The 23236-nt window shown below is 61.4% G+C and carries 21 protein-coding genes; 7 read left to right on the top strand and 14 right to left on the bottom strand.

The window, feature by feature from the left end; genetic code table 11:
* The first annotated feature begins 43 nt into the window (after window positions 1-43).
* Both KGA88_RS17785 and KGA88_RS17780 read left to right on the top strand, forming a co-directional pair.
* Entirely contained in the window at window positions 44-313 is a 270-nt protein-coding gene (locus tag KGA88_RS17785) for a DUF4242 domain-containing protein (RefSeq protein ID WP_223593155.1), read from the top strand.
* Between the two features lie 45 nt (window positions 314-358).
* Complete coding sequence (locus tag KGA88_RS17780) at window positions 359-1171, top strand: class I SAM-dependent methyltransferase (protein WP_223593154.1); 813 nt, start codon at window positions 359-361, stop codon at window positions 1169-1171.
* A gap of 150 nt (window positions 1172-1321) precedes the next feature.
* Here KGA88_RS17780 and pcsA read toward each other — a convergent pair whose 3' ends face one another.
* Entirely contained in the window at window positions 1322-2044 is a 723-nt protein-coding gene (gene pcsA / locus KGA88_RS17775) for a phosphatidylcholine synthase (RefSeq protein WP_110662524.1), read from the bottom strand.
* A gap of 257 nt (window positions 2045-2301) precedes the next feature.
* Here pcsA and KGA88_RS17770 point away from each other — a divergent pair, with 257 nt between their 5' ends.
* Window positions 2302-3024: a tellurite resistance TerB family protein gene (locus tag KGA88_RS17770; protein WP_223593152.1), complete on the top strand. Its 723-nt coding sequence runs from the start codon at window positions 2302-2304 to the stop codon at window positions 3022-3024.
* A gap of 268 nt (window positions 3025-3292) precedes the next feature.
* A complete protein-coding gene (ligD, locus tag KGA88_RS17765) occupies window positions 3293-5248 on the top strand; it encodes a DNA ligase D (RefSeq protein ID WP_223593149.1) in 1956 nt (651 codons plus the stop codon).
* A gap of 141 nt (window positions 5249-5389) precedes the next feature.
* Here ligD and KGA88_RS17760 read toward each other — a convergent pair whose 3' ends face one another.
* The 7 genes from KGA88_RS17760 to potE all read right to left on the bottom strand — a co-directional run bounded on the left by KGA88_RS17760 (window position 5390) and on the right by potE (window position 14124).
* On the bottom strand, window positions 5390-6064 hold the full coding sequence (locus KGA88_RS17760; protein WP_110661973.1) for a DUF3313 domain-containing protein: 675 nt from the start codon (window positions 6062-6064) through the stop codon (window positions 5390-5392).
* Window positions 6065-6111: 47 nt separating this feature from the next.
* Window positions 6112-7380 carry an OmpP1/FadL family transporter gene (locus KGA88_RS17755; RefSeq protein WP_223593147.1) on the bottom strand — a complete coding sequence of 423 codons (1269 nt, stop codon included), beginning with the start codon at window positions 7378-7380 and terminating at the stop codon, window positions 6112-6114.
* Window positions 7381-7448: 68 nt separating this feature from the next.
* Entirely contained in the window at window positions 7449-9062 is a 1614-nt protein-coding gene (locus tag KGA88_RS17750) for an arylsulfatase (protein WP_223593145.1), read from the bottom strand.
* A gap of 200 nt (window positions 9063-9262) precedes the next feature.
* Window positions 9263-9802 (bottom strand): HD domain-containing protein, encoded by a 540-nt coding sequence (locus tag KGA88_RS17745; RefSeq protein ID WP_110661976.1) that lies wholly within the window; start codon window positions 9800-9802, stop codon window positions 9263-9265.
* Window positions 9802-10203: a hypothetical protein gene (locus KGA88_RS17740; RefSeq protein WP_110661977.1), complete on the bottom strand. Its 402-nt coding sequence runs from the start codon at window positions 10201-10203 to the stop codon at window positions 9802-9804. Before KGA88_RS17740 ends, KGA88_RS17745 begins: the two co-directional genes overlap by 1 nt.
* Before the next feature lie 229 nt (window positions 10204-10432).
* Window positions 10433-12718 carry an Orn/Lys/Arg decarboxylase N-terminal domain-containing protein gene (locus KGA88_RS17735; protein ID WP_110662121.1) on the bottom strand — a complete coding sequence of 762 codons (2286 nt, stop codon included), beginning with the start codon at window positions 12716-12718 and terminating at the stop codon, window positions 10433-10435.
* Window positions 12715-14124: a putrescine-ornithine antiporter gene (gene potE, locus KGA88_RS17730; protein ID WP_110662120.1), complete on the bottom strand. Its 1410-nt coding sequence runs from the start codon at window positions 14122-14124 to the stop codon at window positions 12715-12717. Before potE ends, KGA88_RS17735 begins: the two co-directional genes overlap by 4 nt.
* Window positions 14125-14307: 183 nt before the next feature.
* Between potE and KGA88_RS17725 the strand changes: the two genes are divergently transcribed.
* Complete coding sequence (locus KGA88_RS17725) at window positions 14308-14637, top strand: hypothetical protein (protein ID WP_110662119.1); 330 nt, start codon at window positions 14308-14310, stop codon at window positions 14635-14637.
* Between the two features lie 121 nt (window positions 14638-14758).
* Complete coding sequence (locus KGA88_RS17720; RefSeq protein ID WP_223593143.1) at window positions 14759-15175, top strand: organic hydroperoxide resistance protein; 417 nt, start codon at window positions 14759-14761, stop codon at window positions 15173-15175.
* Window positions 15176-15372: 197 nt separating this feature from the next.
* Here the strand turns inward: KGA88_RS17720 and KGA88_RS17715 are convergent, their stop codons facing one another.
* From KGA88_RS17715 to KGA88_RS17695, 5 genes are all read right to left on the bottom strand, one after another.
* A complete protein-coding gene (locus KGA88_RS17715) occupies window positions 15373-15882 on the bottom strand; it encodes a copper chaperone PCu(A)C (protein WP_110663099.1) in 510 nt (169 codons plus the stop codon).
* A gap of 1 nt (window position 15883) precedes the next feature.
* Window positions 15884-16489 carry an SCO family protein gene (locus KGA88_RS17710; RefSeq protein WP_110663101.1) on the bottom strand — a complete coding sequence of 202 codons (606 nt, stop codon included), beginning with the start codon at window positions 16487-16489 and terminating at the stop codon, window positions 15884-15886.
* 367 nt (window positions 16490-16856) lie between these two features.
* A complete protein-coding gene (locus tag KGA88_RS17705) occupies window positions 16857-17741 on the bottom strand; it encodes a ChaN family lipoprotein (RefSeq protein ID WP_223593140.1) in 885 nt (294 codons plus the stop codon).
* A 54-nt stretch (window positions 17742-17795) separates the two neighbouring features.
* Entirely contained in the window at window positions 17796-18563 is a 768-nt protein-coding gene (locus tag KGA88_RS17700; protein ID WP_223593138.1) for a heme ABC transporter ATP-binding protein, read from the bottom strand.
* Entirely contained in the window at window positions 18563-19546 is a 984-nt protein-coding gene (locus KGA88_RS17695; RefSeq protein WP_181432127.1) for a FecCD family ABC transporter permease, read from the bottom strand. Before KGA88_RS17695 ends, KGA88_RS17700 begins: the two co-directional genes overlap by 1 nt.
* Window positions 19547-19874: 328 nt before the next feature.
* On the opposite strand from KGA88_RS17695, the gene metE reads away from it, so the two are divergent.
* Window positions 19875-22163 carry a 5-methyltetrahydropteroyltriglutamate--homocysteine S-methyltransferase gene (gene metE / locus KGA88_RS17690; protein WP_223593136.1) on the top strand — a complete coding sequence of 763 codons (2289 nt, stop codon included), beginning with the start codon at window positions 19875-19877 and terminating at the stop codon, window positions 22161-22163.
* A 330-nt stretch (window positions 22164-22493) separates the two neighbouring features.
* Here the strand turns inward: metE and KGA88_RS17685 are convergent, their stop codons facing one another.
* Complete coding sequence (locus KGA88_RS17685) at window positions 22494-23168, bottom strand: class I SAM-dependent methyltransferase (RefSeq protein ID WP_223593134.1); 675 nt, start codon at window positions 23166-23168, stop codon at window positions 22494-22496.
* Between the last annotated feature and the right edge of the window lie 68 nt (window positions 23169-23236).

The following is a 23236-nucleotide window of genomic DNA, read 5'->3' as shown; positions in this document are numbered from 1 at the left end:
CAGCACCGACCCTGCCACCTAGAACAAGAAAAGAGAGGTTGCCATGCCGAAGTTCGTCATTGAACGCGAGATCCAGGGCGCTGGAGATCTGTCGGAAAGGGATTTGAAAGCCGCTTCGCAAAAGTCCTGCCGGGCGTTGCGGGATTTGCCAGAGGTGCAGTGGCTGCAGAGTTATGTCACCGGCGACAAGCTCTACTGCGTATACATCTCGCCGAACGAAGAGCAAATCAGGGAGCACGCGAGGATCAGTGGTTTCCCCGCCAACCGCATTTCCCAGGTGATGAACGTCATCGATCCGACGACGGCGGAGTAACCGCCCGTCAGGCCCGACTCGTGTTTCAGCCCAGAGATTGTCTCCATGAGTACACCCATTGATCTGACTGCCTTGAAAAACCGCCAGATGGCCTCCTGGGCCAGCGGCGACTACGCCGTGATCGGTACCACCCTGCAAATTGTCGGCGAGCAACTGGCCGAAGCCTGCGACCTGTTGTGCGATGAACGCGTGCTCGATGTCGCCGCCGGCAACGGTAACGCGACACTTGCCGCCGCGCGCCGTGGCTGTCAGGTGACGTCCACCGACTATGTCGCGGCCTTGCTGGAGCGCGGCGAAGAGCGGGCCCGGGCAGAGCGCCTGAAAGTCTCCTTCCAGGTTGCCGATGCCGAAGCCTTGCCCTTTGCCGACGGCAGTTTTGATGCCGTGCTGTCGACCTTCGGCGTGATGTTCACGCCGGACCAGCCCAAGGCCGCCGCGGAACTGGCGCGGGTTTGCCGCCCGGGCGGGCGGATCGGCCTGGCCAACTGGACGCCGGAAGGTTTTGTCGGCCAGATGTTCAAGACCCTTGGCCAGCACCTGCCACCCGCGCCGGGAGCGAATCCGCCCTCGCGCTGGGGCACCGAAGCCTGGTTGCACGAGCACTTCGACGAACGGGAGTTCCTGCTCCAGGTGACGCGCCGCACCTTCAATTTCCGCTATCGCTCGACGGCGCATTTCATCGACACCTTCCGCCGCTGGTACGGGCCGATGCACAAGGCCTTCGCCGCACTGCCCGAGGACGGCGCCAAGGCGCTGGAAGCGGACCTGACCGAGCTGATCAACCGGATGAACCGGGCGGGAGACAAGTCGCTGGTGGTGCCGAGTGAATACCTGGAGGTGGTGATTACGCGGCGCTAATGGCCCTTGTAGGAGCGAGCCTGCTCGCGATGGACTCGAAAACACCGCGTGCATCCAGAAAACACGCGTAATCGTTATCGACCATCGCGAGCAGGCTCGCTCCTACAAGGGGGTAGTGTGATGCCTGCTAAATGACTTTCGCCGGCATGGCTACTTGAGCCGCGATTCGTCGAGCCACTCCAGCGCCGTGCGCCACAGGCAGATGCCCAGGAAGTACGCCGACATCAGTAGCCAAAGCCCCATCACCAACGGGTTGATGACGGGATGGTTGAGCACCAGCGACAAACTGCACAGCAACCAGATGGCCGTCACCGCAATGTTGATCGGCATGAACCGGCGCACGCGGAACGGATGCAGGAATTTCATCCGGGTCACGGTCAGCAAGGCCAGGCCAATGATCGTGAGGAAGGTGATCCACGCTGATGGGGCGATGATGTACAGGCACAGGGCAACCACGTTCCAGGCGGCGGGGAAGCCCTGGAAGTAGTTGTCCTTGCTTTTCATGTTGACGTTGCAGAAACAGAACAGCGACGACACCAGAATCAGCGACACGCTCAGCAGCAAGGTGTAGTCCGGCAACGGGATGTAGCGGTAGATGAACAGGGCAGGGATAAACACATACGTCAGGTAATCGATCACCAGGTCGAGGATCGAGCCATCGAAGCTCGGCAGCACCGACTGCACATTGACCTTGCGTGCCAGCGCGCCGTCCAGGCCGTCGACGATCAGGGCGACACCCAGCCATAACAGGCAATGGGTCGGCTGGTTATCCAGCAGGGACAGGGTGGCGAGGAAGGCGGTGACCACGCCAGTGGCGGTAAAACCATGGGCGCCCCAGGCTTTGAGTCTGGCGATGTAGAGGGTTGAAATCACAGGGGCGTTCTCCAGTGAATGAAGCAAGCCAGTTGTTACCCCGGTTACGGGGCGGTGGCAAACCGGGTCGGGTTGCAGGTATCGACCGGGTATCCGCGAATAAGGTTCACCACTCATGAATCTTAGCTGCGCCGCGAAGAAATACCCCGGACAAATCCGCGCTGGCGTGGGTACGTCAGCCCAACGGTGCTGGCACATTCGCCTGCGGGGGCTATCGTTGCCTGACTGGATAAACACCTGACAAAGAGGACTGCGTCATGAACACCAGCGATCTGCTCGAACAATTATTGCGTGCCGGCCAGGGCTCGATGGCGCAACAGGGTGGCGGTGGCGCGTCCGCCCAAGGCGGGCTCGGCGACCTGGGTGGATTGCTCGGCGGGTTGTTGGGCGGTGGCGCCGGTGCTGGCGGTGGTGGTGCAGGATTGGGCGGTTTGCTCGGTGGTTTGCTGGGTGGCGGTTCACCGATGGGCGGCGCGCCACAAAGTCGTTCCGGAGGCGGTACTAATTATGCGGCGCTGGCGTCCCTCGGCATGATGGCGTTCCAGGCGTACCAGACCTGGCAGCGCAGCCAGGCGTCGGCACCGCAGGAAGCACCACGCACCGTGGACTTGCTCGCCGGCCCGGAGGCCGAGGAGCACAGCCATGCGATCCTGCGGGCATTGATCGCGGCGGCCAAGGCCGATGGCCGAATCGATGACGCCGAGAAGCAGATGATCAGTACTGAAATCGGCCGTCACACCGACGATCCGCAATTGCAGCAATGGCTGGACGATGAGGTCGCCAAGCCATTGGACGCCAATGAAGTCGCGCAGTCGGCCACCGACCCGGCCATCGCCTCGGAGATGTACCTGGCCAGCGTGATGCTGGTGGACGATCAGCAGGACGCCGAGCGTAACTATCTGGATGAATTGGCCGCGGCGTTGCAGATCGACCCAGAGTTGCAAGTGCATCTGGAACAGCAGGCCAAGGGCGCTGCCTGACCCCATAAGCAAAGCTTCGCGAGCAAGCCCGCTCCCACAGGTTATTGGGCGATCCTGGCATTTGTGTCTGGCCGAGATCCCCTGTGGGAGCGGGCTTGCTCGCGAAGAACGATGACACGGTCAACCTGCTGAAACACCGGCCGTACCCCACGTCACAAGCCCGTCCGTCCGGGCATTCTAAACGCCAATTGAATTATTGCCCCGCTCGCTGGCTCTGCTGGGTTAGGAGACGTTTGCATTCAACGTCCTGGCGCGAAGCAGGTGAGCCATGCCCCGAAGCTCAAGCAAGGAAAAATCATCGCCACTGACGGGTGCGCGCAAAGCCAGGCTGCCGGACCTGCTCAAGCCTCAGCTGGCAACGCTGGTGGAAAAAGTCCCGGACGGCCCATGGCGTTACGAAATCAAGTTCGACGGCTACCGGATCATGGCGCGCATCGACCACGGCGAGGTGAAACTCATCACCCGCAATGGCCACGACTGGACCCACAAACTACCCCGGCAGGCCCAAGCCCTGGCCGCACTGGGCCTGGAATCGGCGTGGCTCGATGGTGAAATGGTGGTGGCCGACGACCAGGGTGTAGCGGACTTTCAGGCGCTGCAAAACGCTTTCGAGATGGATCGCAGCGACGGCATTCTCTACTACCTGTTCGATCTGCCGTACCTCAACGGCGTGGACTTGCGCGAAGTGCCGGTCGAAGAGCGCCGGACCGCGCTTTCAACGGTGCTCAACGGCAATGACCAGCCGTTGCTGCGCTTCTCCGAGTCATTTGGCGAGGAGCCACAGGCCTTGCTCAACAGCGCCTGCCAGATGCGCATGGAAGGGCTGATCGGCAAGCGCCTGGGCTCGCCTTATGTGTCCCGGCGCAGCAGCGACTGGATCAAGCTCAAATGCCAGCATCGCCAGGAGTTCGTCATCGTCGGTTTCACCGAACCGAAAGGCTCGCGCCATGCCTTCGGCGCACTGCTGCTGGGGCTGCATGACCGCGATAGCGGCGAGTTGCGTTACGCGGGCAAGGTCGGCACCGGGTTCAACGAGGCGACCCTGCGCAGCATCCATGAGCAGCTCAAGCCGTTGCAGGTGAAAAAACCGCCGGTGGTCAATCCACCCGGCGGTTCCGAGGCCAGGGATGTGCACTGGCTCAAACCCCGATTGCTGGCCGAAGTGGCCTTCGCCGAAATGACCAGGGACGGCTCGGTGCGGCATGCCGTGTTCCATGGCCTGCGCAATGATAAACCGGCACATGCCATCACCGAGGAGCGCGCGAAAACCGTGAAGACCTCCACTGCGAAAAAAACCACGCCCAAGAACACCGCGCCCGCACCGTCACAAATCGGCCTGGAGGAGGGCAAGGTGCGCATCACTCACCCGGACCGGGTGATCGACCCCGACAGCGGCACCACCAAACTGCAGCTGGCGCAGTACTACGCGAGTGTCGCCGAGTGGATCCTGCCCGAACTCAAGGATCGCCCGGTGGCGCTGGTGCGTGCGCCGGACGGCATCGGCGGCGAACTGTTTTTCCAGAAGAATGCCGAGCACCTGGCGATCCCCGGCATCACCACCCTCGACAAACAACTTACCGGCCAGCCGATCATGCTGATCAACAACGCCGAGGCGCTGATTGGCGCGGTGCAGATGGGTACCGTGGAGCTGCATACCTGGAATGCTACGTCTGACAAACTCGACAAGCCGGATCGTTTTGTCCTCGACCTTGACCCGGACCCGGCGTTGCCGTGGAAGCGCATGGTCGAGGCCACGCAACTGACGCTGTCGGTGCTGGATGAACTGGGGCTCAAGGCGTTTCTGAAAACCAGCGGTGGCAAGGGCATTCACGTGGTGGTGCCGCTGACCCGCAAGCTCGGTTGGGATGAGGTCAAGGATTTCAGCCATGCCATTGTCAGCCACATGGCCAATCTGTTGCCCGAGCGTTTTTCGGCGGTGTCGGGGCCGAAGAACCGGGTCGGCCGGATCTTCATCGATTACCTGCGCAACGGCCTGGGGGCGACCACCATTTGTGCCTACGCCGCGCGCACCCGTGAGGATTTGCCGGTGTCAGTGCCGATCTTTCGTGAGGAGGTGGCCGAGCTGAAGGGGGGGAATCATTGGAACGTGCACAACGTGCATGAGCGCCTTTCAGAAGTGGGGGACGCGCCATGGGCGCAGATGCCCGGAACCCGGCAGGCGATCACCGCCGAAATGCGTAGGCGGGTCGGAATGAAGAAGTGACCGCAAACGACGACCACCTGTGGCGAGGGAGCTTGCTCGCGCCCGACTGCGCAGCAGTCGCAAAATGGTCATTGTCGACCGGATTTTGGGGCTGCTACGCAACCCGGCGCGAGCAAGCTCGCTCGCCACAAGGGCAGGGTGTTACTTCAGGAATGCCTGGAAGTCGCTGCCCATCTTGTCGATCGCAGCTTTGAAGTCCTTGGCAGTCACCTTCTGGCTCTCGTTTTTCAGCTCGGTGCCAAACACTTTGCGCACCACTTTGGCCACGGTCTGATTGCTCTTCGCGTCGACGAACTCGGCTTCGATGAACAGAATGGTTTCCTGGTCACGGTGACCGGTGGCGGCCTGGGTTGCACCGACTACGGCGGCGATGGGGACCACTTCGTACCACTTCATGCCTTCGTTTTCGGCGTTAACCCCGGTAATCGCCGCACGCATGATCAGCGGGCGCGAGCCCGCAGGTGCGGCAGAGGTGTTGGTCACTACGCGATACTTCTGACCCAGTGTGGCCTTGGCTTTGCTGGTCATGTAGTTCTGGATGTCGTCCAGCGTCTGCTGGTTGACCCGCTCATTGGGCTTGGGGGCAGGGTAGAGCTCCAGTTTGTTGAACACCACAGTGTCATAGGCATTCGGGTTCCACGAAGGGCTGACCCAGCGCATCGCGGTGCCGCCGCTCGGCGTTTCGACTTCCTGCAGGTTGTTGTAGTTGGACAGGTAACCTGAGTATTGCTCCTTATCAGTCACTTTCGAGGTGCAACCGCCAAGCAACAGACTGGCCAGCGCGGTGCCGACGAGCAGTTTTCGGGATAGATTCATAGTGGTGTTTACTCCTTGGATGAAAGCGTCTTTTTTTGAGCCAGGCATTAGAATCGCCAAGTCATGTTTCCGGTTATAGCTTGAATCCAGGCATTGTCGAATTCTCCGGAAATTTGATTGCCCGATACGGATTTCGTTTGCTCGACCGGCATGTCGCCAAGCCAGACCATGGCCCAACTGACGTTGACATCGGTGTCCTTGTTCAGAGCATAGGTGGCTCCTGTGGCAATGCGCCAGGATTCGTTCATCGGCACCACCACACTGCGATTGCTGTCCGAGACGGCGCTGCTGTCGTAGGCCACGCCGAAGTTCCACAACAACTGTTCGGTGGCCTGGTATTGCGTGCCAAGGGAAAGGTGCCAGGTGTCCTTGAAGCCGGCGTCGACGGTTTTTGATTGCGAGCCAAGCGCGGTGGTGTCGACCTCTACGGCGATGTCGCCAAATTCCGACCAGTCCTGCCAGTTGACCGAGGCCAGCAGCGCCCATTGCCGGTCCAGTTGCTGGAATAGGCTCAGGGTCACGGTTTGCGGCACCTTCATGTCGAGTTCGGTGTTGGTGTTGTTGACCCTATCGAGCAGACGTCCGTCGCCCTTCACATCGAGACGGTCCTCGAAGTCCAGGTCGACCTGGCTGGTGTAGGTCAGGCCGATGCGCGTGCCGGGTTGCGGGGCGTAGATCACGCCGACGTTGGCGCCATAGCCCCAGTCGTTGTCGCGGTACTTGTATTGGCCGTCAGCGCGGTCAGTGAAGCCGAAAGGAGAACGGTCGATGGCGGTGTCTGCCTTCAACATGCCGTACATGGCCTTGATGCCCAGGCCGACCGACCACTGCTCGTTGAAGCGATACGCCACGCTGGGTACCAGTGACAAGCCGAGCAGGCTGGAGTTCTGTGTGAAGTAGCGGCCGGACCAGTCGTTGTCGTAATTGAGCGCCAGGCCGAAGTCACCGTACTGGCCGAAACCGACGCTCCAGTGCTCGTCCAGTTCATGGCTGATGAAGAAGCTGCCACCGGGCATCGGATCAAGGGCATTGCCGCTGCCGCTACCCGAGACATTGGTGCCGGAGTCGCGGTCGAAGCTCAGGTCACCGTACAGAACCTGCAAGCCGGCAGTGATTTGCGTGCCTGGCAGATAGCTCATGCCTGCAGGATTGCTGGCGATGGTCGAGGGGCCTTGGGCACGGGCGGCGGCGCCGGCGTTGGCCAGGCCGGCGTTATCGGTGCCGATTTCATAGAGCATGATGCCGCCGGCCCAGGCTTGCTGACAGCACAGGGCAAGTAGCGCAGAGGTGGGCAGGGCAGCTGTTTTTATTCGCATTGAAATCCCTCAGCAATTGTCCATTTCGAATACGGGTGGACTGCACCAGCCACCCGTGGATTCGGCTGTTACTTGGCCATCTCTGCTCGAGCCTTGGCGATCTTGGCTTTGACCGAGTCGAGGTTGAAACTCGCGCCTTTTTGCATCGGCGGGAACTCGATCGCTGTTTCAGCCAGTTTGGCCACCTGTTGCTGGACGAACACGAAGCGCCAGAACTGGAATTTGAACCAGTCGAAGTATTGTTGCGATCCCTGCGCGGCCTGGTTTTCCGGCCAGCCCATGCGCTCGAACGGGTCGAGTCGAAGATTGGTCAGGATCGGCACGTCCACATCAACTTTAGCCCCCAACCAGCCACCCGGTTGGTCAATGAAGCGATATTTGTAGTCGTCTATGCGCACTGCACCCAGGGCACTCTCTCCAAAGTAGAAGATTTCATGCCGGTTCGACGGACCTTTTCCGGTGATCATTGGAGTTTGATCATAGCCGTCCAGGTGAACTTTGTAGGTGGTGTCGCCCAATTGCTTGCCTTTGAGCAGTTCGGCGGTGATGTTCGGGTTGCCCGCCGCCGCGACCAGGGTCGGGAACCAGTCCATGCCGGACATGATGCCGTTGGCGATCTGGTTGGCCGGTACCTTGCCCGGCCAGCGAATGATCGCCGGTACCCGGAAACCACCCTCCATGACCGTGCCTTTGCCCATGGCGAACGGGGTGGTGCCGCCATCAGGCCAGGTGAAGTTCTCGGCACCGTTGTCGGTGGTGAAGATCACGATGGTGTTGTCGTCCATGCCGTCTTTTTTCAGCTTCGCCAGGACATCGCCAACGACGTCATCGAGCTGCGCCATGCCGGCTTCCTGTTCCGACCAGCCATTCTCCGAGTTGCGCATGGCCTCGTACTTGTCGGACAGGTGCGTGACGATGTGCATGCGGGTCGGGTTGAGCCAGACGAAGAAGGGTTTGTTGTCCTGTTTGGCCTTGTCGATGAACGAGAAGGCCTTGTCGCGAATCTCGTCGTCGACGGTTTTCATCCGGTCCGGATAGAGCGTGCCGGCGTCTTCGATTTTCTGCTTGCCGACCTTGCCCCAGCGCGGCATCACGGTCGGGTCATCGGTGCTGGTGGCCCAGCTGTGGACCATGTTGCGCGGGCCGACGGATTCCAACAGCTCCTTCGGATAATTGGGGTGCGCCGGGTCTTCCATGGCGTCGAGATGGTAGAGGTAGCCGAAGAATTCGTCGAAACCGTGGACGGTGGGCAGGAACTGGTTGAGGTCGCCCAAGTGGTTCTTGCCGAATTGGCCGGTGGCATAACCCATGGCTTTGAGTGCGGTGGCAATGGTCACGGCTTCGGCGGGAATACCCACCGGCGAGCCGGCCTGGCCGACGGTGGTCATGCCGGTACGAATCGGCAATTCGCCGGTGATGAAGTTGGCACGCCCGGCGGTGCAACTGGCCTCGGCGTAGTAATCGGTGAAACGCATGCCTTCATTCGCCAATTGATCAAGGTTGGGCGTTCTGCCGGCCATCATGCCCTGGTTGTAGACGCCAATATTCGACCAGCCAATATCGTCGCCCATGATCACCAGGATATTGGGGACTTTGTCGGCGGCCAGGACCAGGCCGGGAAGCGCCATTGCAGACAGCAATAGAGGGACTGCAAATATCGTCGATAAGGTTGTCCGGTTCATGTCGAGCTCCTGCGTACTAGCGTGAGTACATCGAGACGAGCCCCCTAACCGTCGTTGAATTTCGTAACCCCCGCGAAGAGCGTAGGTTTGAATTGCGAAATATCCAGTAATGGATAGTCAGAAAGTAAGTGTTCCAGGCACTTTTCCTGGAAATGGCGTTATGCAAACAGCGCTGTCACAGAGCAATACATCCGCCGGTATTACCAGCGAAACATGGGCAACGGCCGCAGTGGCGTGCGGATCAATTGCCGGGCGGAAAGCTTCATCAGCATCGAGTGGAAACCATGATCGGGAAAGGTCGATTGCACGGTTCGGACGAAGCTGCGGGGCAAGCCGAAACGCACCAGGCCCAGGGACACATCCACCAGGTCGGCCTGGCGAAAGAGTTCGACGCTGTCGGCGCAAGCGCCGCGATACCGGCGCAGCTTGTGATGCTCAAGTATCAACGCACTGACTTCATCCTTCAGCTCCGCTCGTCGATGGCTGTCGAGGTATTCAGTGGCCAGGGCGATGGAGGGCGGCAGGTAGTCAAGGGTGTCATCGGTCCAGATACCCAGGTCATGAAACGCCGCCGCGATTTGTACGGCGTCCGGGGGCAGGCCTTCGATGCCACTGAGGGCTCCATGGAAATTCAACACCCGGTAAATGTGGTTGCGGTAGCCCTGCAGGTCGGCACCGATGGCCAGGGCGAACGAGGTGAGAATCTCGTCGGTGAGGGGAAACTCGAGAATGGGTTTCATCAGGCGTCACGCAACAGGTCGTTGGCATTGAGCAGCTCGTAGGCAATCTCCGGGCGTTTCTCCATGGCGCGGCGAATCGCGGCGGGGATGCTGGCGCGGGTCTTGCGGCACAGTCCTGGCAGCTCGCCAACCTGGATGCCGATGCCGCGCATGGTGCGCACTTCATTGAAGCCGGGGGCGATGTCTACGCGAATGCCCAACTGCTCGAACATGCGCCGCTGCACGAGCGCAAGATCGCTCAGGCTCTGCAGGTTTTCCAGGCGTTCGATCAGGCGTTTTTCTTCATTGCGGGTCAGAAACAGAATGCGCAGGTCCGCCCCTGGTGTTTCCAGCAACGGGTCACGCCCGCAGTCGCAGGCGCCGGGCGGGCAGGGTGAGCGGATCGCAGCGGTGGTGGTCATGGGGATCAATCATAGAGCGCTGTGATTGAGTTTGCCCATAGGGATTTTTTGGGGCGACGCAAAGCAATGTGGGAGCGAGGAGTGGCGAGGGGGCTTGCCCCCGTTTGAGTGCGCAGCACTCACAAGATCTTCGATACATCGGAAATCTTGGGGCTGCTTCGCAGCCCAACGGGGGCAAGCCCCCTCGCCACAGTCCGCTCCCACAAGGGTTGCGGTGAAGCTGGCTAAGTTATTTCAGGACCAGCATCCGACAAACGCCGTCTTCGACTTCGATCCCGTGGGTGTCATGGGTGAAGCCTGGGAAGGATCTGTCGAAGGCTTCCAGTGCCTTGAGATACGCCAGCAACGGGCCGTCCGCAGGGCCTGCGTTCTCACCTGGCATGAGCAACGGGATACCTGGCGGGTACGGCACGATACCGGTTGCCGCGAGGCGTCCGGCGGCCTCGTCGAGGGTGACCAGTTCGATGTCGTTGCGCACCAGTTTTTCGTAGGCCTCCACCGGGCTGAACTCGGCTTGTGGCAGGGTGCCGAAAGCCTGGGACATGTTGGCGGTGGTCTTGTGTTTCTTCATGGCGGCGAAGATTTCGTCGGCCAGGTCCTTCAGGCCCATGCCGGCATAGCGTTGCTGATGAGCGCTGTACAGGTCCGGCAGGCACAGCTCGAGCTCTGCGTTGTCGTCGTAGTCGCGCTTGAAGTCGAGCAGGGCGTTGAGCAGCGTGCCCCACTTGCCTTTGGTGATGCCGATGGAGAACAGGAACAGGATGGTGAAGTCGGTGGTCTTCTCGACCACGATACCCTGGCGACCCAGGTACGCCGTGACCACACAGGCCGGAATACCGGAGGCGAGCAGGGTGCCGTCGTCGCCCATGCCGGGGCTCAGCACCGAGACCTTGATCGGGTCCAGCATGCAGTAGCCTTCTTCGATGTCGCCGAAGCCGTGCCATACCGCGTTCGGGTGCAGGACCCAGCAGTTCGGGTCGGTTTTCAGCGTGACCGGGTCGACTTCATGGAACGGCACGGTCGCTGCGCCCACCTGTACGGTCGGCGGCTGCCAGCAGGTGAAGAACCAGTTGTCCTTGCTGAGCATCTCGTTGTGCATGCGCGAGAGCACCTGGCGGAAGCTGATCGCTTCTTCGATCGACTCGCTGGTGAGGATCTGCCCGCTCGGTGCTTCCATCATGGCCGAGCTGACGTCGCAGGACGCCATGATCGCGTAGTTCGGCGAGGTCGAGGCGTGCATCATGTACGACTCGTTGAAGCGTGCGTGTTCGATCGGGTTACGGCCGTCGCGCACGTGGATCATCGAGGCCTGGGACAGGGCAGCCAGCAACTTGTGGGTCGACTGGGTGGCGAACACGGTCGGCTTGGACTTGTCGTGATCGGCCGGGTTGCCGTGCATGGCATGGCGCCCGGTGTACAGCGGGTTGAAGCGCGCATAGCCATACCAGGCTTCGTCGAAGTGCAGGCGGTCGACGCTCTCGCCCAGCAGGTCTTCAACACGGGTGACGTTGTAGGTCAGGCCGTCGTAGGTGGAGTTGGTGACAATCGCGTGCACCGGCGTCGGGTCGATGCCTTTCTTGACCAGCGGGTTGTTGGCGATGGCGGCTTTCACGCCTTCGGCGCTCAGGGTCTGCGGCAGGATCGGGCCGATGATGCCGTAGCGGTTGCGGGTCGGCACCAGGTAGGTCGGAATCGCCCCGGACAGGGTCATCGCATGCTCGGCGGACTTGTGGCAATTGCGGTCGCACAGGGCGATCTGGTTGCGCGTGACGCTGGCCATGAGGATGACGCGGTTGGACATCGACGAACCGTTGGTCACGTAGTAGGTGCGGTGGGCGCCGAAGACCTTGGCGGCATAACGCTCGCCCTGGCCGATGGGGCCGCTGTGATCGAGCAGCGAACCGAGTTCGCCGACCGAGATCGACAGGTCGGAACGCAGCAGGTTCTCGCCGAAGAACTCGTAGAAGGCCCGGCCTGCGGTGCTCTTCAGGAACGCGGTGCCGCCGGCATGGCCTGGGGTGTGCCAGGAGTATTCATAGTTGCGGGCAAACTTCACCAGCGCGCCGAACATCGGCGGCAGGGCGGCCTGGCGATAGCGTTCGATGGCCGCCAGGATACGGCCGCTGAGGAACCGGGAGGTGTCCTCGGGCAACCAGATGAAGTCGTCGGCGTGTTGCATGACCAGCAACGGAATGCTCGACGCGGTGGTGCGGTCGCTGATCAGGAACACCGGTACGCGGGTGTTGCGCTCACGCAGTTTGACCAGCAGTTTGGTGCAGTCGGCGTGGCCTTCGCTGGTGTCCATTTCCCAGCGGATGAGCACGCATTGAATGGCCGGGTCCGAGCGCAGGATCGATGCGGCATCGGTGAGACTTTCCGAGGCCAGTACACTGACGCCACGTCCCTCTACGTCGTGGACCAGTTGGTCCAGGGCACGGCCGAACACCGTTCGCTTGTCCGGCGGACTGCTGACCAATAGCGCCAGCATGCCCAGCGAGTGTTTATATTCCGTCATGCTTGAACCTCCAGAGTGGCTTTATTCAGATTGTTCACCGGCACTGGATCTGCAGTGAGGTGCTGCGCGCTGACGGTTTGCGTCGGTACGCTGTTGTTGAGTGCTTCGAGGCGGATCAGACGGTTGTTGACGAAGCCGAACAGGGTGTAACCAACGATAGTGGCCACGCCGCCCAGCATCAGGGCCTGCTCGCCGGAGCTGTAGAGCGCCAGGTAACTGTAGGCCGCTGCGATCAACGCAATGACGTTGGTCGCCAGTGCCTTGCCTTCCGGCACGTTGGAGACTTTCTGCATGGTCATCAGCGCGGCCATGGACAGGATGTACGGCACCAGGTTGGTCACCACCGCGAGGTTGACCAAGGTATCGAACTGCTTGCTCAAGTCGGGACTGATGGTGAGCAGGGCCAGCGCGGTCTGCGCCGCCAGCAGCACCAGCATGCCGACAATGGGCGTTCCCGCTTTGTTGCCCTTGGCGAAGATCGACAGAAAGTAACCGGTGTCGGCCGAGCTTTTGTACACCTGGGCAATCGTGAACTGCCAACCCAGCAGCGAACCGATACAGGCGAGCACCATGGCCGCCATCACGATGTCGCCGACCATCGGGGTGAACATCTTGGCGAACACCAGGCCGAACGGCGCGGTGGACGCGACCAGTTCTTCGTTGCCGACGATACCGAAGATCACGTTGGTGGAAACGATGTAGATCACCGCTGCACCCAAGGTGCCGCCCAGCACCGCGATCGGTACGTTGCGCTCAGGGTTTTCCACCGCGTCGGTGTTGGCGCAAGCCGATTCCAGGCCGAGGAAGGCCCACAGGGTAATGGCCACCGAGGCGCCTGCCGCTTCGAACCAGCCTTTGTCGTGGGGGTTCCAGCCAGCGGCGTAGACGCTGCTGTCGAACCAGAACCAGCCCACCGTGGACACCAATACCACCGGTGCAATCACACCCCAGACTGTGACCGCACCGATCCGGCCGGTAATGCTCGCACCGCCAAAGTTGGCGAAGGTGGTGATCCACAACAGAGCAATAGTCGCCAGGCCGACTTGCAGCGAATCAAGTTTTATCCCGAACAACACCTGGATATAGCCGACCGCGGTAATACTGATCGCCACGTTGGCAATCAGCAGCGAGAGGCCGTAGGTGTAGTTGGTGATGTAGTTACCTGCTTTACCGAAGGTGTATTCGGCGTAACCGCCCATGCCGCCGGTCTTTCGGCTGAGCATCCCGCATCGCGCAAAGGCGTAGGCCAGAGCGAGGGAGCCGGTGGCCGTGATCAGCCAGGAGAGGATTGAAATTGCACCGACTTCCGCGAGTTTCGTCGGTAGCAGGATAATTCCTGAGCCCAACATGTTGACGGCGGTCAACATTGTCAGTTGCCCCACACTCATTTTCTTTGCGACTGACATTCCGTTGCCTCACTTAGTTGGCGATTGAGAACCTTAGCTATAGCAAAGGTTTGAAAACTCGCAAGAAATTGACGACCCCCATCCGGCTTTTTCATTTATTTGCAGAAAAGGCAGGATGCTGGCCCCCAAGTTTCAAAGTTCTCTTCAAAATTACTTGGTTTTCAATTGGTTAGATAGGTCGAAATGCGCAAGATATGGATCGCATTAATCCCGCTAATAGTTACGGGCATAGCCAACTCGGCTCAAGCAAAAGAACTCGCCGCCAATGATCAATACATGTGCAGTTGGGGCGCGGGCACCGCTGCAAGGGCACAGGAACTAAAGCTTTCTGGCGTTTCCTTGTATGCCGCCCGCCAGAAAATCCAGGTCTACAGGTTCGCCAAAAGCTGGATGCGCATGATGGCGCTAGGCATTACAGAACAAACTTATGACAGTCCGTCGCGATTCAAACCGACGGCCGTACGGCAGAGCTTTTATGACGACTGCGTCAGGTACAAGTTGGCGCGTAAATGAAGAAGCGGGCGTCGGTCGGATAGACCACGGTGTGGCGCTGTGACGTCTATATTGATTGACCATCCCAGCGACCGGATGGGGTGTTAAGACCGGTTTCTTACAACTCAATCAGGAGGTCACCATGAGCCAGATCGATAAAGTGTTGTACACCGCCAAGACCCACACCACCGGCGGGCGCGATGGCGCGTCCCGCAGTTCCGACGGGATCCTCGATGTGAAGCTGTCGTCGCCAGGTGCGGGCAGTGGCGGAACCAACCCCGAGCAACTGTTCGCTGCCGGATGGTCAGCCTGTTTCATCGGCGCCATGCAAGTGGCCGCCAGGGAAATGAAAGTGGCGTTGCCCAAGGATGTGGCCGTCGATGCCGAAGTCGACCTGGGCACCAATGAAGGCGGCTATCTGCTCCAGGCGCGACTCAATGTCAGTCTGCCGGGGCTGGATCGCGAGACCGCGCAGAAAATCGTCGACACCGGGCACCAGTACTGCCCGTACTCGAAAGCCACGCGCAACAACATCAACGTCGTGCTCAAGCTGGTTTGAGTCGACGGGCTCGTTCCCACCAATATGTGGCCGGCCGCAGGACTCACATTCACTGAAGATCAAACTGTGGGAGCGGGCTTGCTCGCGAAGAGGCCGGCACATTCAGCATCGATGTTGCCTGACATGCCGCCTTCGCGAGCAAGTCGGATCGCCGCACCGCCGCTCCCACAGGTTCTGAGTTTTAACGGATGGAGCGATCAATTCATCTTGCTGTGATCATGCGTCATCGCACTGTGATCCATGGTACCGATCGCCTTGGCAACGGCTTCAACCTGAATCGACTCTTTCGCACCCTTGGCGTCTTCCACGGTCAGGGTCAGCGGCACCTTGTCGCCTTCCTTGATCTGGCCCGTCAGGTTCATGAGCATGATGTGGTAGCCGTTGGGATCGAAGCTCACCGCTTCACCGGCCGGCAACGCAACGGACTGCACCTGCTGCATTTTCATCACATCGTCTTTCATGCTCATTTCATGGATCTGTACTAGCCCGGCAACCGGCGTTTGCACGCTCAGCAGTTTGCTGTCGCTGCTCGCAGTGACGGTCATGAAGGCGCCGCTCGACGGCTGGCCGGCCACGGTGGCGCGGACCCAGGCGTCCTTGACCTCGGTTTGTGCCGACGCCTGAAGGGCCAGGCCAACCAGGGACAAGCCCAGCGCCAGTTGCCTGCAACGTTGTGCGAAACGGTTTCTAGCCTGCGGTGCATTCATTTCAGCAAACCTCCATCACGGTGAGCAGGTCTTCTGCGCACTCTTGGGCCGTCAGGGACGCGGACAGTCCCAGGCGCAGATTGCCCCGGGAGTCGAAGACATAGCTGGTCGCGGTATGGGAGAGGGTATAGGTATCGCCGCTCGGTACTTTCTCGAAGAACACGCCGAATTCCTTGGCGGTGGCGGCGGTTTCTTCCAGGGTGCCGTACAGCGCTTCGAAACTCGGGTCGAATGCCTTGACGTACTTGTCGAGCAGCTCCGGGGTGTCGCGCTCGGGGTCCAGGGTGATGAAGACCACCTGCAGCCTTTCGCCATCGCGACCCATCAGCTTCTTGGCCTGCGCGGCACGGGCCAGGGTGGTCGGGCACACGGCCGGGCATTGGGTGAAACCGAAGAACACCATCGGCATCAAGCCACGATAGCTGCCCAGCATCCGGGTTTCGCCCTGGGTGTCCGTGAGCTTGAAGTTGCGCCCCATGATCTTGTCGCTGAGGTCTTTGCCGTACTTGAACGACAGCTTGCTGCTGTCGTCGCAACCGGCGAGCAGGCCCAGGCTCAACAGGCCCATGCCCTGCAGGACGGTTCGGCGGGTATACAAAGTACTCATGAAAAAAGCATCCTGTTGAACAGGCTGAACTGACAGCGTGGTGGCTGTACAGACGAAAAAATCGCGGGGATGTTAACAAACTGTGCTGGTGCCTGAGGGGCGGATGCGACCATTGGACCTTTGCTGCGGCGCGACATAGTGTCGCGCCGCAGCGGGGCTGGCTGCGCTCTTGTGGCGAGGGGGCTTGCCTGTGGTGAGGGGGCTTGCCCCCGTTGGACTACGAAGTAGTCCCAAATACAGACAATGCGGTTTGTCAGGTAAACCGCATTCATCTGTTTCGCGACCGCTTCGCGACCGCTTCGCGGCCGAACGGGGGCAAGCCCCCTCGCCACAGGCAAGCCCCCTCGCCACAATGTTTCGTCTGGCTTTAACGACGCAGCTTCGCGCAATGATCCTGTTCCGGCTGTGCGGCGGTGTACCACACGTAATCCGCGCTGTCGGCGGTCACGGTCTTGCCCGCTTCGGCGAGGATCAGCACCGCATTGCCGTCACCGGCACCCAGGTCCTTGAGGTGCAGCGGCACTCCCAGATCCTTGCGTACGTGGAAGGCGCCGGCCAGCAGCAACGCAGGCGTTGGCGCGGCCATCAGGCGTTCGGCCATGCGCCGGTCACGCTGTTGCTGCACGGCGAGCATGGCCGGCATCTGTGCTTCGGGCAACAGCCCGCAATGGGATTCGCGGATGTCGTCGAGCAAGGTCGCCTGCACCTGTTGGGTGGTGGACGCTTCACCCGTGAGCAGCGGACGCTGTTTGTAGATTTGCATGATCTGTGCGCGATCCAGGTTCGCCGCCAGCAGTGGATAGGGTTGGCGCAGCGCGTAAGTGACGAGGGCGCCATAGACGCTCCAATCCCAATTGGCCTGCCAGGCCAGCGCCTTGAACGCATCGGCCGGTGGCTGGCCGGCGCGGGTTTGAGTTTGCGCGGCATCGACCCTGGCCTGTTGATCGGGGTTGAGCATTTCCATCAGCAGGCTGCCCTGGGGGCGTTGTGCCGCCAGCTCGCGCAGCAACCACAATTGCAGGGCGTGGTGGTCCGGGTTGTCGTGCTGTTCACCGACCAGAACCCGCGGCGCGGCGGCCAGGCGCTCGACCAGTTCCTGCGGGGTCAGCGTGCGACCGCTGGCGAGTTCGCGGATGACGCCAAGGTCGGCGTGATCGCGCCCTTGCGGGGCAATCGGCGCCGGGGGCGGCGTTACAGAATGGGTTTGGCAGCCAGCCAGCAGGCTGAACGCACACAGCAACAGAAAGCGCATCGGTTTTCCTTAAATAGATGGAAGCCCCCCGATCAAGGACGGAGGGGGGCGGAATCAGCGCGCGATGATCAACGGGTGGCCGCGCTCCGGATGCTGGTGAATCAGCACCTCCAGGCCATACACCGCCGCCAGCGCTTCGGCGGTCAGCACGTCTGCCGGAGGGCCATAGGCGTGGGGCAGGCCTTGTTGCAACAACAGCAGTTGATCGCAGTAGCGCGCGGCCAGGTTGAGGTCGTGCAGAATCACCAGCACGGCGGCCCCGCGCTCGGCAAAGTCGCGCACGGCTTGCAAAATGGTGTGCTGGTGCAGCGGATCGAGCATCGACGTCGGTTCATCGAGCAGCAGGGTTTGCCCTTCGGCACCCGGCCAGAGCTGAGCCAGCACCCGCGCCAGATGCACGCGCTGGCGCTCACCGCCGGACAGGGCCAGATAGCTGCGTTCGGCCAGGTGCAGGGCGTCGGCGCAGCGCAGCGCCTCGGCGACAATTTCGCCATCGCGCACACGACCGCTGGCGTGAGGCAAGCGCCCCATGCCGACGACTTCGTTGACCGAGAAGGCAAAGTTCAGGCTTGAGCTCTGCGGCAGCACGGCCAGGCGTTTGGCCCGCTCCTGGCCCGGCCAGTCGGCGAGCGGACACTCGTCGAGGCTGACCGTGCCTTCGCTGCTCGCCAGTTCGCCGCACAGTGCGGCGAGCAGGGTGCTTTTGCCCGCGCCGTTCGGCCCCAGCACACCGAGCACTTCACCCGGGCGCAATTGGACATCGATATTGGCCAGTACCGTGCGGTTGCCCCGACGTACCAGCAGGTTGTTTGCCCGCAGCATCAGGAACGCCCTCGTACCAGCAGATAGAGAAAGAACGGCGCGCCGATCAATGCCGTGACGATGCCGATGGGCAATTCAGCCGGCGCCAACACCAGGCGCGCGGCCAGATCGGCCAACAGCAACAGGCTGGCACCTGCCAGCAACGAAGCGGGCAGCAACACCCGGTGATCCGGGCCGACCAGCAGGCGCATCAGGTGCGGCACTACCAGGCCGATAAAACCGATCAGGCCGGCCGCCGCGACGGCCGCGCCGACGCCGAGCGCCGTGCACAACACCAGTTCAAGCTTGATCCGCTCGATGTCGAAGCCCAGGTGACGGGCCTCCGACTCACCCAGCAGCATGGCATTGAGCGCCGCCGCCCGACGTGGCAACCACAACGCCACGCCCACGGTGACGATCAACAAAGGCCACAGGCGCGGGTAACTGGCACCGTTGAGGCTGCCCAGGTTCCAGAACGTCAGGGTGCGCAAGGTCGCGTCATCGGCCAGGTAGGTGAACAGCCCCACGCCGGCACCGGCCATGGCCGTCATCGCCACGCCCGCCAGGAGCATGGTGGCAACGTCGGTTTGCCCGTTGCGGCGGCCGAAGCGATACACCACTGCCGTGACGATCAAGCCACCGCCGAAGGCGCAGAGCGACAGCAGATAAGGCTCGATGGCCGGTGGCACGCCGCCGAGCAGGCTGCCGCCGACGATGGCGAGGGCGGCACCGAGTGCCGCACCGCCGGAAACGCCGACCAGGCCCGGATCGGCCAAGGGGTTGCGGAACAACCCCTGCATGGCCACACCGGACAACGCCAGTACCGAACCGACGGCGATGCCGAGCAGGCTGCGTGGCAGGCGAATCTGCCCGAGGATCAATTCCGCCTGTTGCGTGTCGCCACCGTCCAGCGGCAACCCGAGCAGACGCATCCCGGCCAGCAGGGTATCGCCCAGCGGCAGGCTGACCGGCCCGAGGGCCAGGGACAACCAGAACACCAGCACCAGCAACAGCAACAAAAAGATCAAGGTCGGACGCGGCCGAAAAATGGCCGTCATTGGTTGATCTCGGCGGTCCGGGCCCGGGCCGACAGTGTCTTGATACGCATCGGGATTATTCCTTGGCCGATCAGAGGGCGGCGATCATCGAATTATTCGTAGCGGGTGATGATGCCATCGACATCCGGCTTACGCACAGGTCATGGTCGGTCAACTTGCAACCCGTGTTGATTGATCATGAGAGTAACTTGTGATCATCACGATTAAAATGAGTTTGTCTCACTCGGCGGCACTGTCGACAATGACCCCATTGAACGCATTGGAGTTATTTGACATGGCTTTGGCCCATTCCCTTGGATTTCCGCGCATCGGTCGCGACCGCGAACTGAAAAAAGCTCAAGAGGCGTTCTGGAAAGGCGAACTCGACGAAGCCGGTCTGCGTGCCGTGGGCCGTGACCTGCGCAAGAACCACTGGGACTTGCAGAAAAAAGCCGGGATCGAACTGTTGCCGGTCGGCGACTTCGCCTGGTACGACCAGGTCCTGACCCACTCGTTGATGTTCGGTGTGATCCCAGAGCGATTCCGCCCGCACGATGGCAAGGCCAGCCTGCAAACCCTGTTCGGCATGGCACGCGGTGTCAGCGACAGCTGCTGCGGCGGCGCCCACGCCCAGGAAATGACCAAGTGGTTCGACACCAACTATCACTACCTCGTGCCTGAATTCAGCGCCGACCAGCAGTTCCAGCTCGGTTGGGATCAGCTGTTCGAAGAAGTCGAAGAAGCCCGCGCACTGGGACACGACGTCAAGCCGGTGATCATCGGCCCGCTGACTTACCTGTGGCTGGGCAAGGCCAAGGGCGGCGAATTCGACAAGCTCGAACTGCTCGATCGCCTGCTGCCGCTGTACGGCCAGATCTTCCAGCGCCTGGCGGCACAAGGCGTTGAATGGGTGCAAATCGACGAGCCGATCCTGGTCCTCGACCTGCCGCAGGAGTGGAAAAACGCCTTCGAACGCGCCTACAACCTGATTCAGCGTGACCCGCTGAAGAAACTGGTCGCCACTTACTTTGGTGGCCTCGAAGAAAACCTGGGCCTGGCCGCCAACCTGCCAGTGGACGGATTGCACATCGACCTGGTCCGCGCACCTGAGCAGTTCCCGACCATCCTCGACCGCCTGCCCGCCTACAAGGTGCTGTCGCTGGGCGTGGTGAATGGCCGTAACGTCTGGCGTTGCGATCTGGAAAACGCCCTGGCCACCTTGCAGCACGCTCATGAGCGTCTGGGTGATCGCCTGTGGGTCGCGCCGTCCTGCTCGCTGCTGCACAGTCCGGTCGACCTGGGGCGTGAAGACAAGCTCGATGCCGAACTGAAAAGCTGGCTGGCGTTTGCCCTGCAGAAGTGTGAGGAAGTGGCGGTGCTGGCCCAGGCCGTCAACGAGCCGGAAGCGCCGAAGGTGCTTGAAGCGCTGACTCAAAGCCGTGCCGTGCAGGCCAGCCGTGCTGCATCGCCACGCATCCACAAACCGGCCGTTCAGGCTCGGGTTGCGGCGATCACCGCCAAGGACAGCCAACGTCACTCGCCGTTTGCCCGGCGTATCGAGAAACAACGCGCCGGCTTGAACCTGCCGCTGTTTCCGACCACCACTATCGGTTCGTTCCCGCAAACCGCGTCGATCCGTCTGGCTCGCCAATCGTTCAAGCAAGGCAAGCTGACCGAAGCCGAATACACCGAGGCGATGCACAGCGAGATCCGTCACGCCGTGCTGGTGCAGGAACGCCTGGGCCTGGACGTGCTGGTGCACGGTGAAGCCGAGCGTAACGACATGGTCGAATACTTCGCCGAGCAACTCGACGGCTACGTGTTCAGCCGTTTCGGCTGGGTCCAGAGCTACGGTTCGCGCTGCGTGAAACCGGCGGTGATCTTCGGCGACCTGAGCCGTGCGAAAGCCATGACCGTGGAGTGGATCCGCTACGCCCAAGGCCTCACCGACAAAGTGATGAAGGGCATGCTGACCGGCCCCGTGACCATGCTGATGTGGTCGTTCCCGCGTGAAGACGTGAGCCGCGAAGTGCAGGCCCGCCAACTGGCCCTGGCGATTCGCGACGAAGTGGTCGACCTCGAAGCCGCCGGCATCAAGATCGTGCAGATCGACGAGGCTGCATTCCGCGAAGGCCTGCCATTGCGCCAGGCGCAGTGGCAGCACTACCTGGACTGGGCGACCGAAGTGTTCCGCCTGTGCGCCTCTGGCGTGCGCGACGAGACCCAGATCCACACCCACATGTGCTACAGCGAGTTCAACGATGTGATCGAGTCCATCGCCGCCATGGATGCCGACGTGATCACCATCGAAACCTCGCGCTCGGACATGGAACTGCTGGACGCGTTCGAAGCCTTCGCCTACCCGAACGAAATCGGCCCGGGCGTGTACGACATCCACTCGCCACGGGTGCCGGACTCCGCGGAAATGGCCAACCTGCTGCGCAAGGCAGCCAAACGCATTCCCGCCGACCGCCTGTGGGTCAACCCGGACTGCGGCCTGAAAACCCGTGGCTGGCCGGAAACCGAAGCGGCGCTGGTGCACATGGTCAATGCGGCGCACCAACTGCGTAAAGAATGGGCCTGACGTAAAAGCGGCATGCCCCGACCGGAGCACTTCACTGTGCTCCGGTTTTTTTGTTGGCTGTGCCGACGTCATCGCTGGCAAGCCAGCTCCTACAGTTGAACTGTGTACACGCAAAGCCTGCTTACACCCCGCCCCCTGTAGGAGCTGGCTTGCCAGCGATAGCGATGTGTCTGCGACATCAATGCTGGATGTGCCGGCCTCTTCGCGAGCAAGCCCGCTCCCACAGTGATTTGGGCCGTTCGCGGATTTTGCGTACAGCCACCGAACCTGTGGGAGCGGGCTTGCTCGCGAAGGCTTGATGTCAGGCGACATCAATGTTGAATGTGCCTCCTACAGGCGCCGTGGCTCGGCCACCAACAGCAATGACTGTGGCACGGGGCTTTGCGGGTGTTGCGGTTCCTGCAAGCCGGCCAGGATAAAACCGGCCATGTCCAGGGCATTGAGCCAACTGGACAGGGTACGGAAATACCACGGCATCGGCCGCCACTGCCCCTTGAACCCGGCGAAGGTTTCTTCCCGCCAGCCATCCTGATAGTCACCTGCCGCAGCCGTCCACGGATGCAGTGTCTGGATCACCAGCGCGCCACCGGGGGCGAGCAGGGTGTTCATGGCGCCGAGCAGGGGGATGATGTCCTGTTGCAGCAGGGCGAAATTCGCGCAGATCAGGTTGTAGTCGCGGCCGATGTCGACTTGCGCTTCTGCCAGCGCTTCATAACTCGCCACATGCACCGGCGAAGAACCCGCCGCCCGCGCCGCCTCGACCAGCGTCGGATCGCCATCCACACCGACCGCATCGATGGCGCGGTCAGCCAATGCACGCAACAACCAGCCTTCGCCGCAACCCAGGTCGAGCACACGCTCGGGCTGGCGGCCGAGTACCGCCAGCAGGATGGCCTGGTCGGTGACCCTCAGGCGGCTTTCGATGGAGCCCGTGCGGATGGCGTCGATCCAGGCCTGGGCGTTGTGGTGCCAGCTGTCGAGGAGGGTGGATTCGGAGGCTGACATGGTCGATGTCCGGCGAAATGGGTTGGATGAAAGGATAGGGCAACAGAAGATAAACGGTGGAGCCGGTG

It is taken from the genome of Pseudomonas sp. A-R-19, assembly GCF_019956575.1.
Lineage (GTDB): Bacteria > Pseudomonadota > Gammaproteobacteria > Pseudomonadales > Pseudomonadaceae > Aquipseudomonas.
This window is presented reverse-complemented; position numbering and strand designations above follow the sequence as displayed.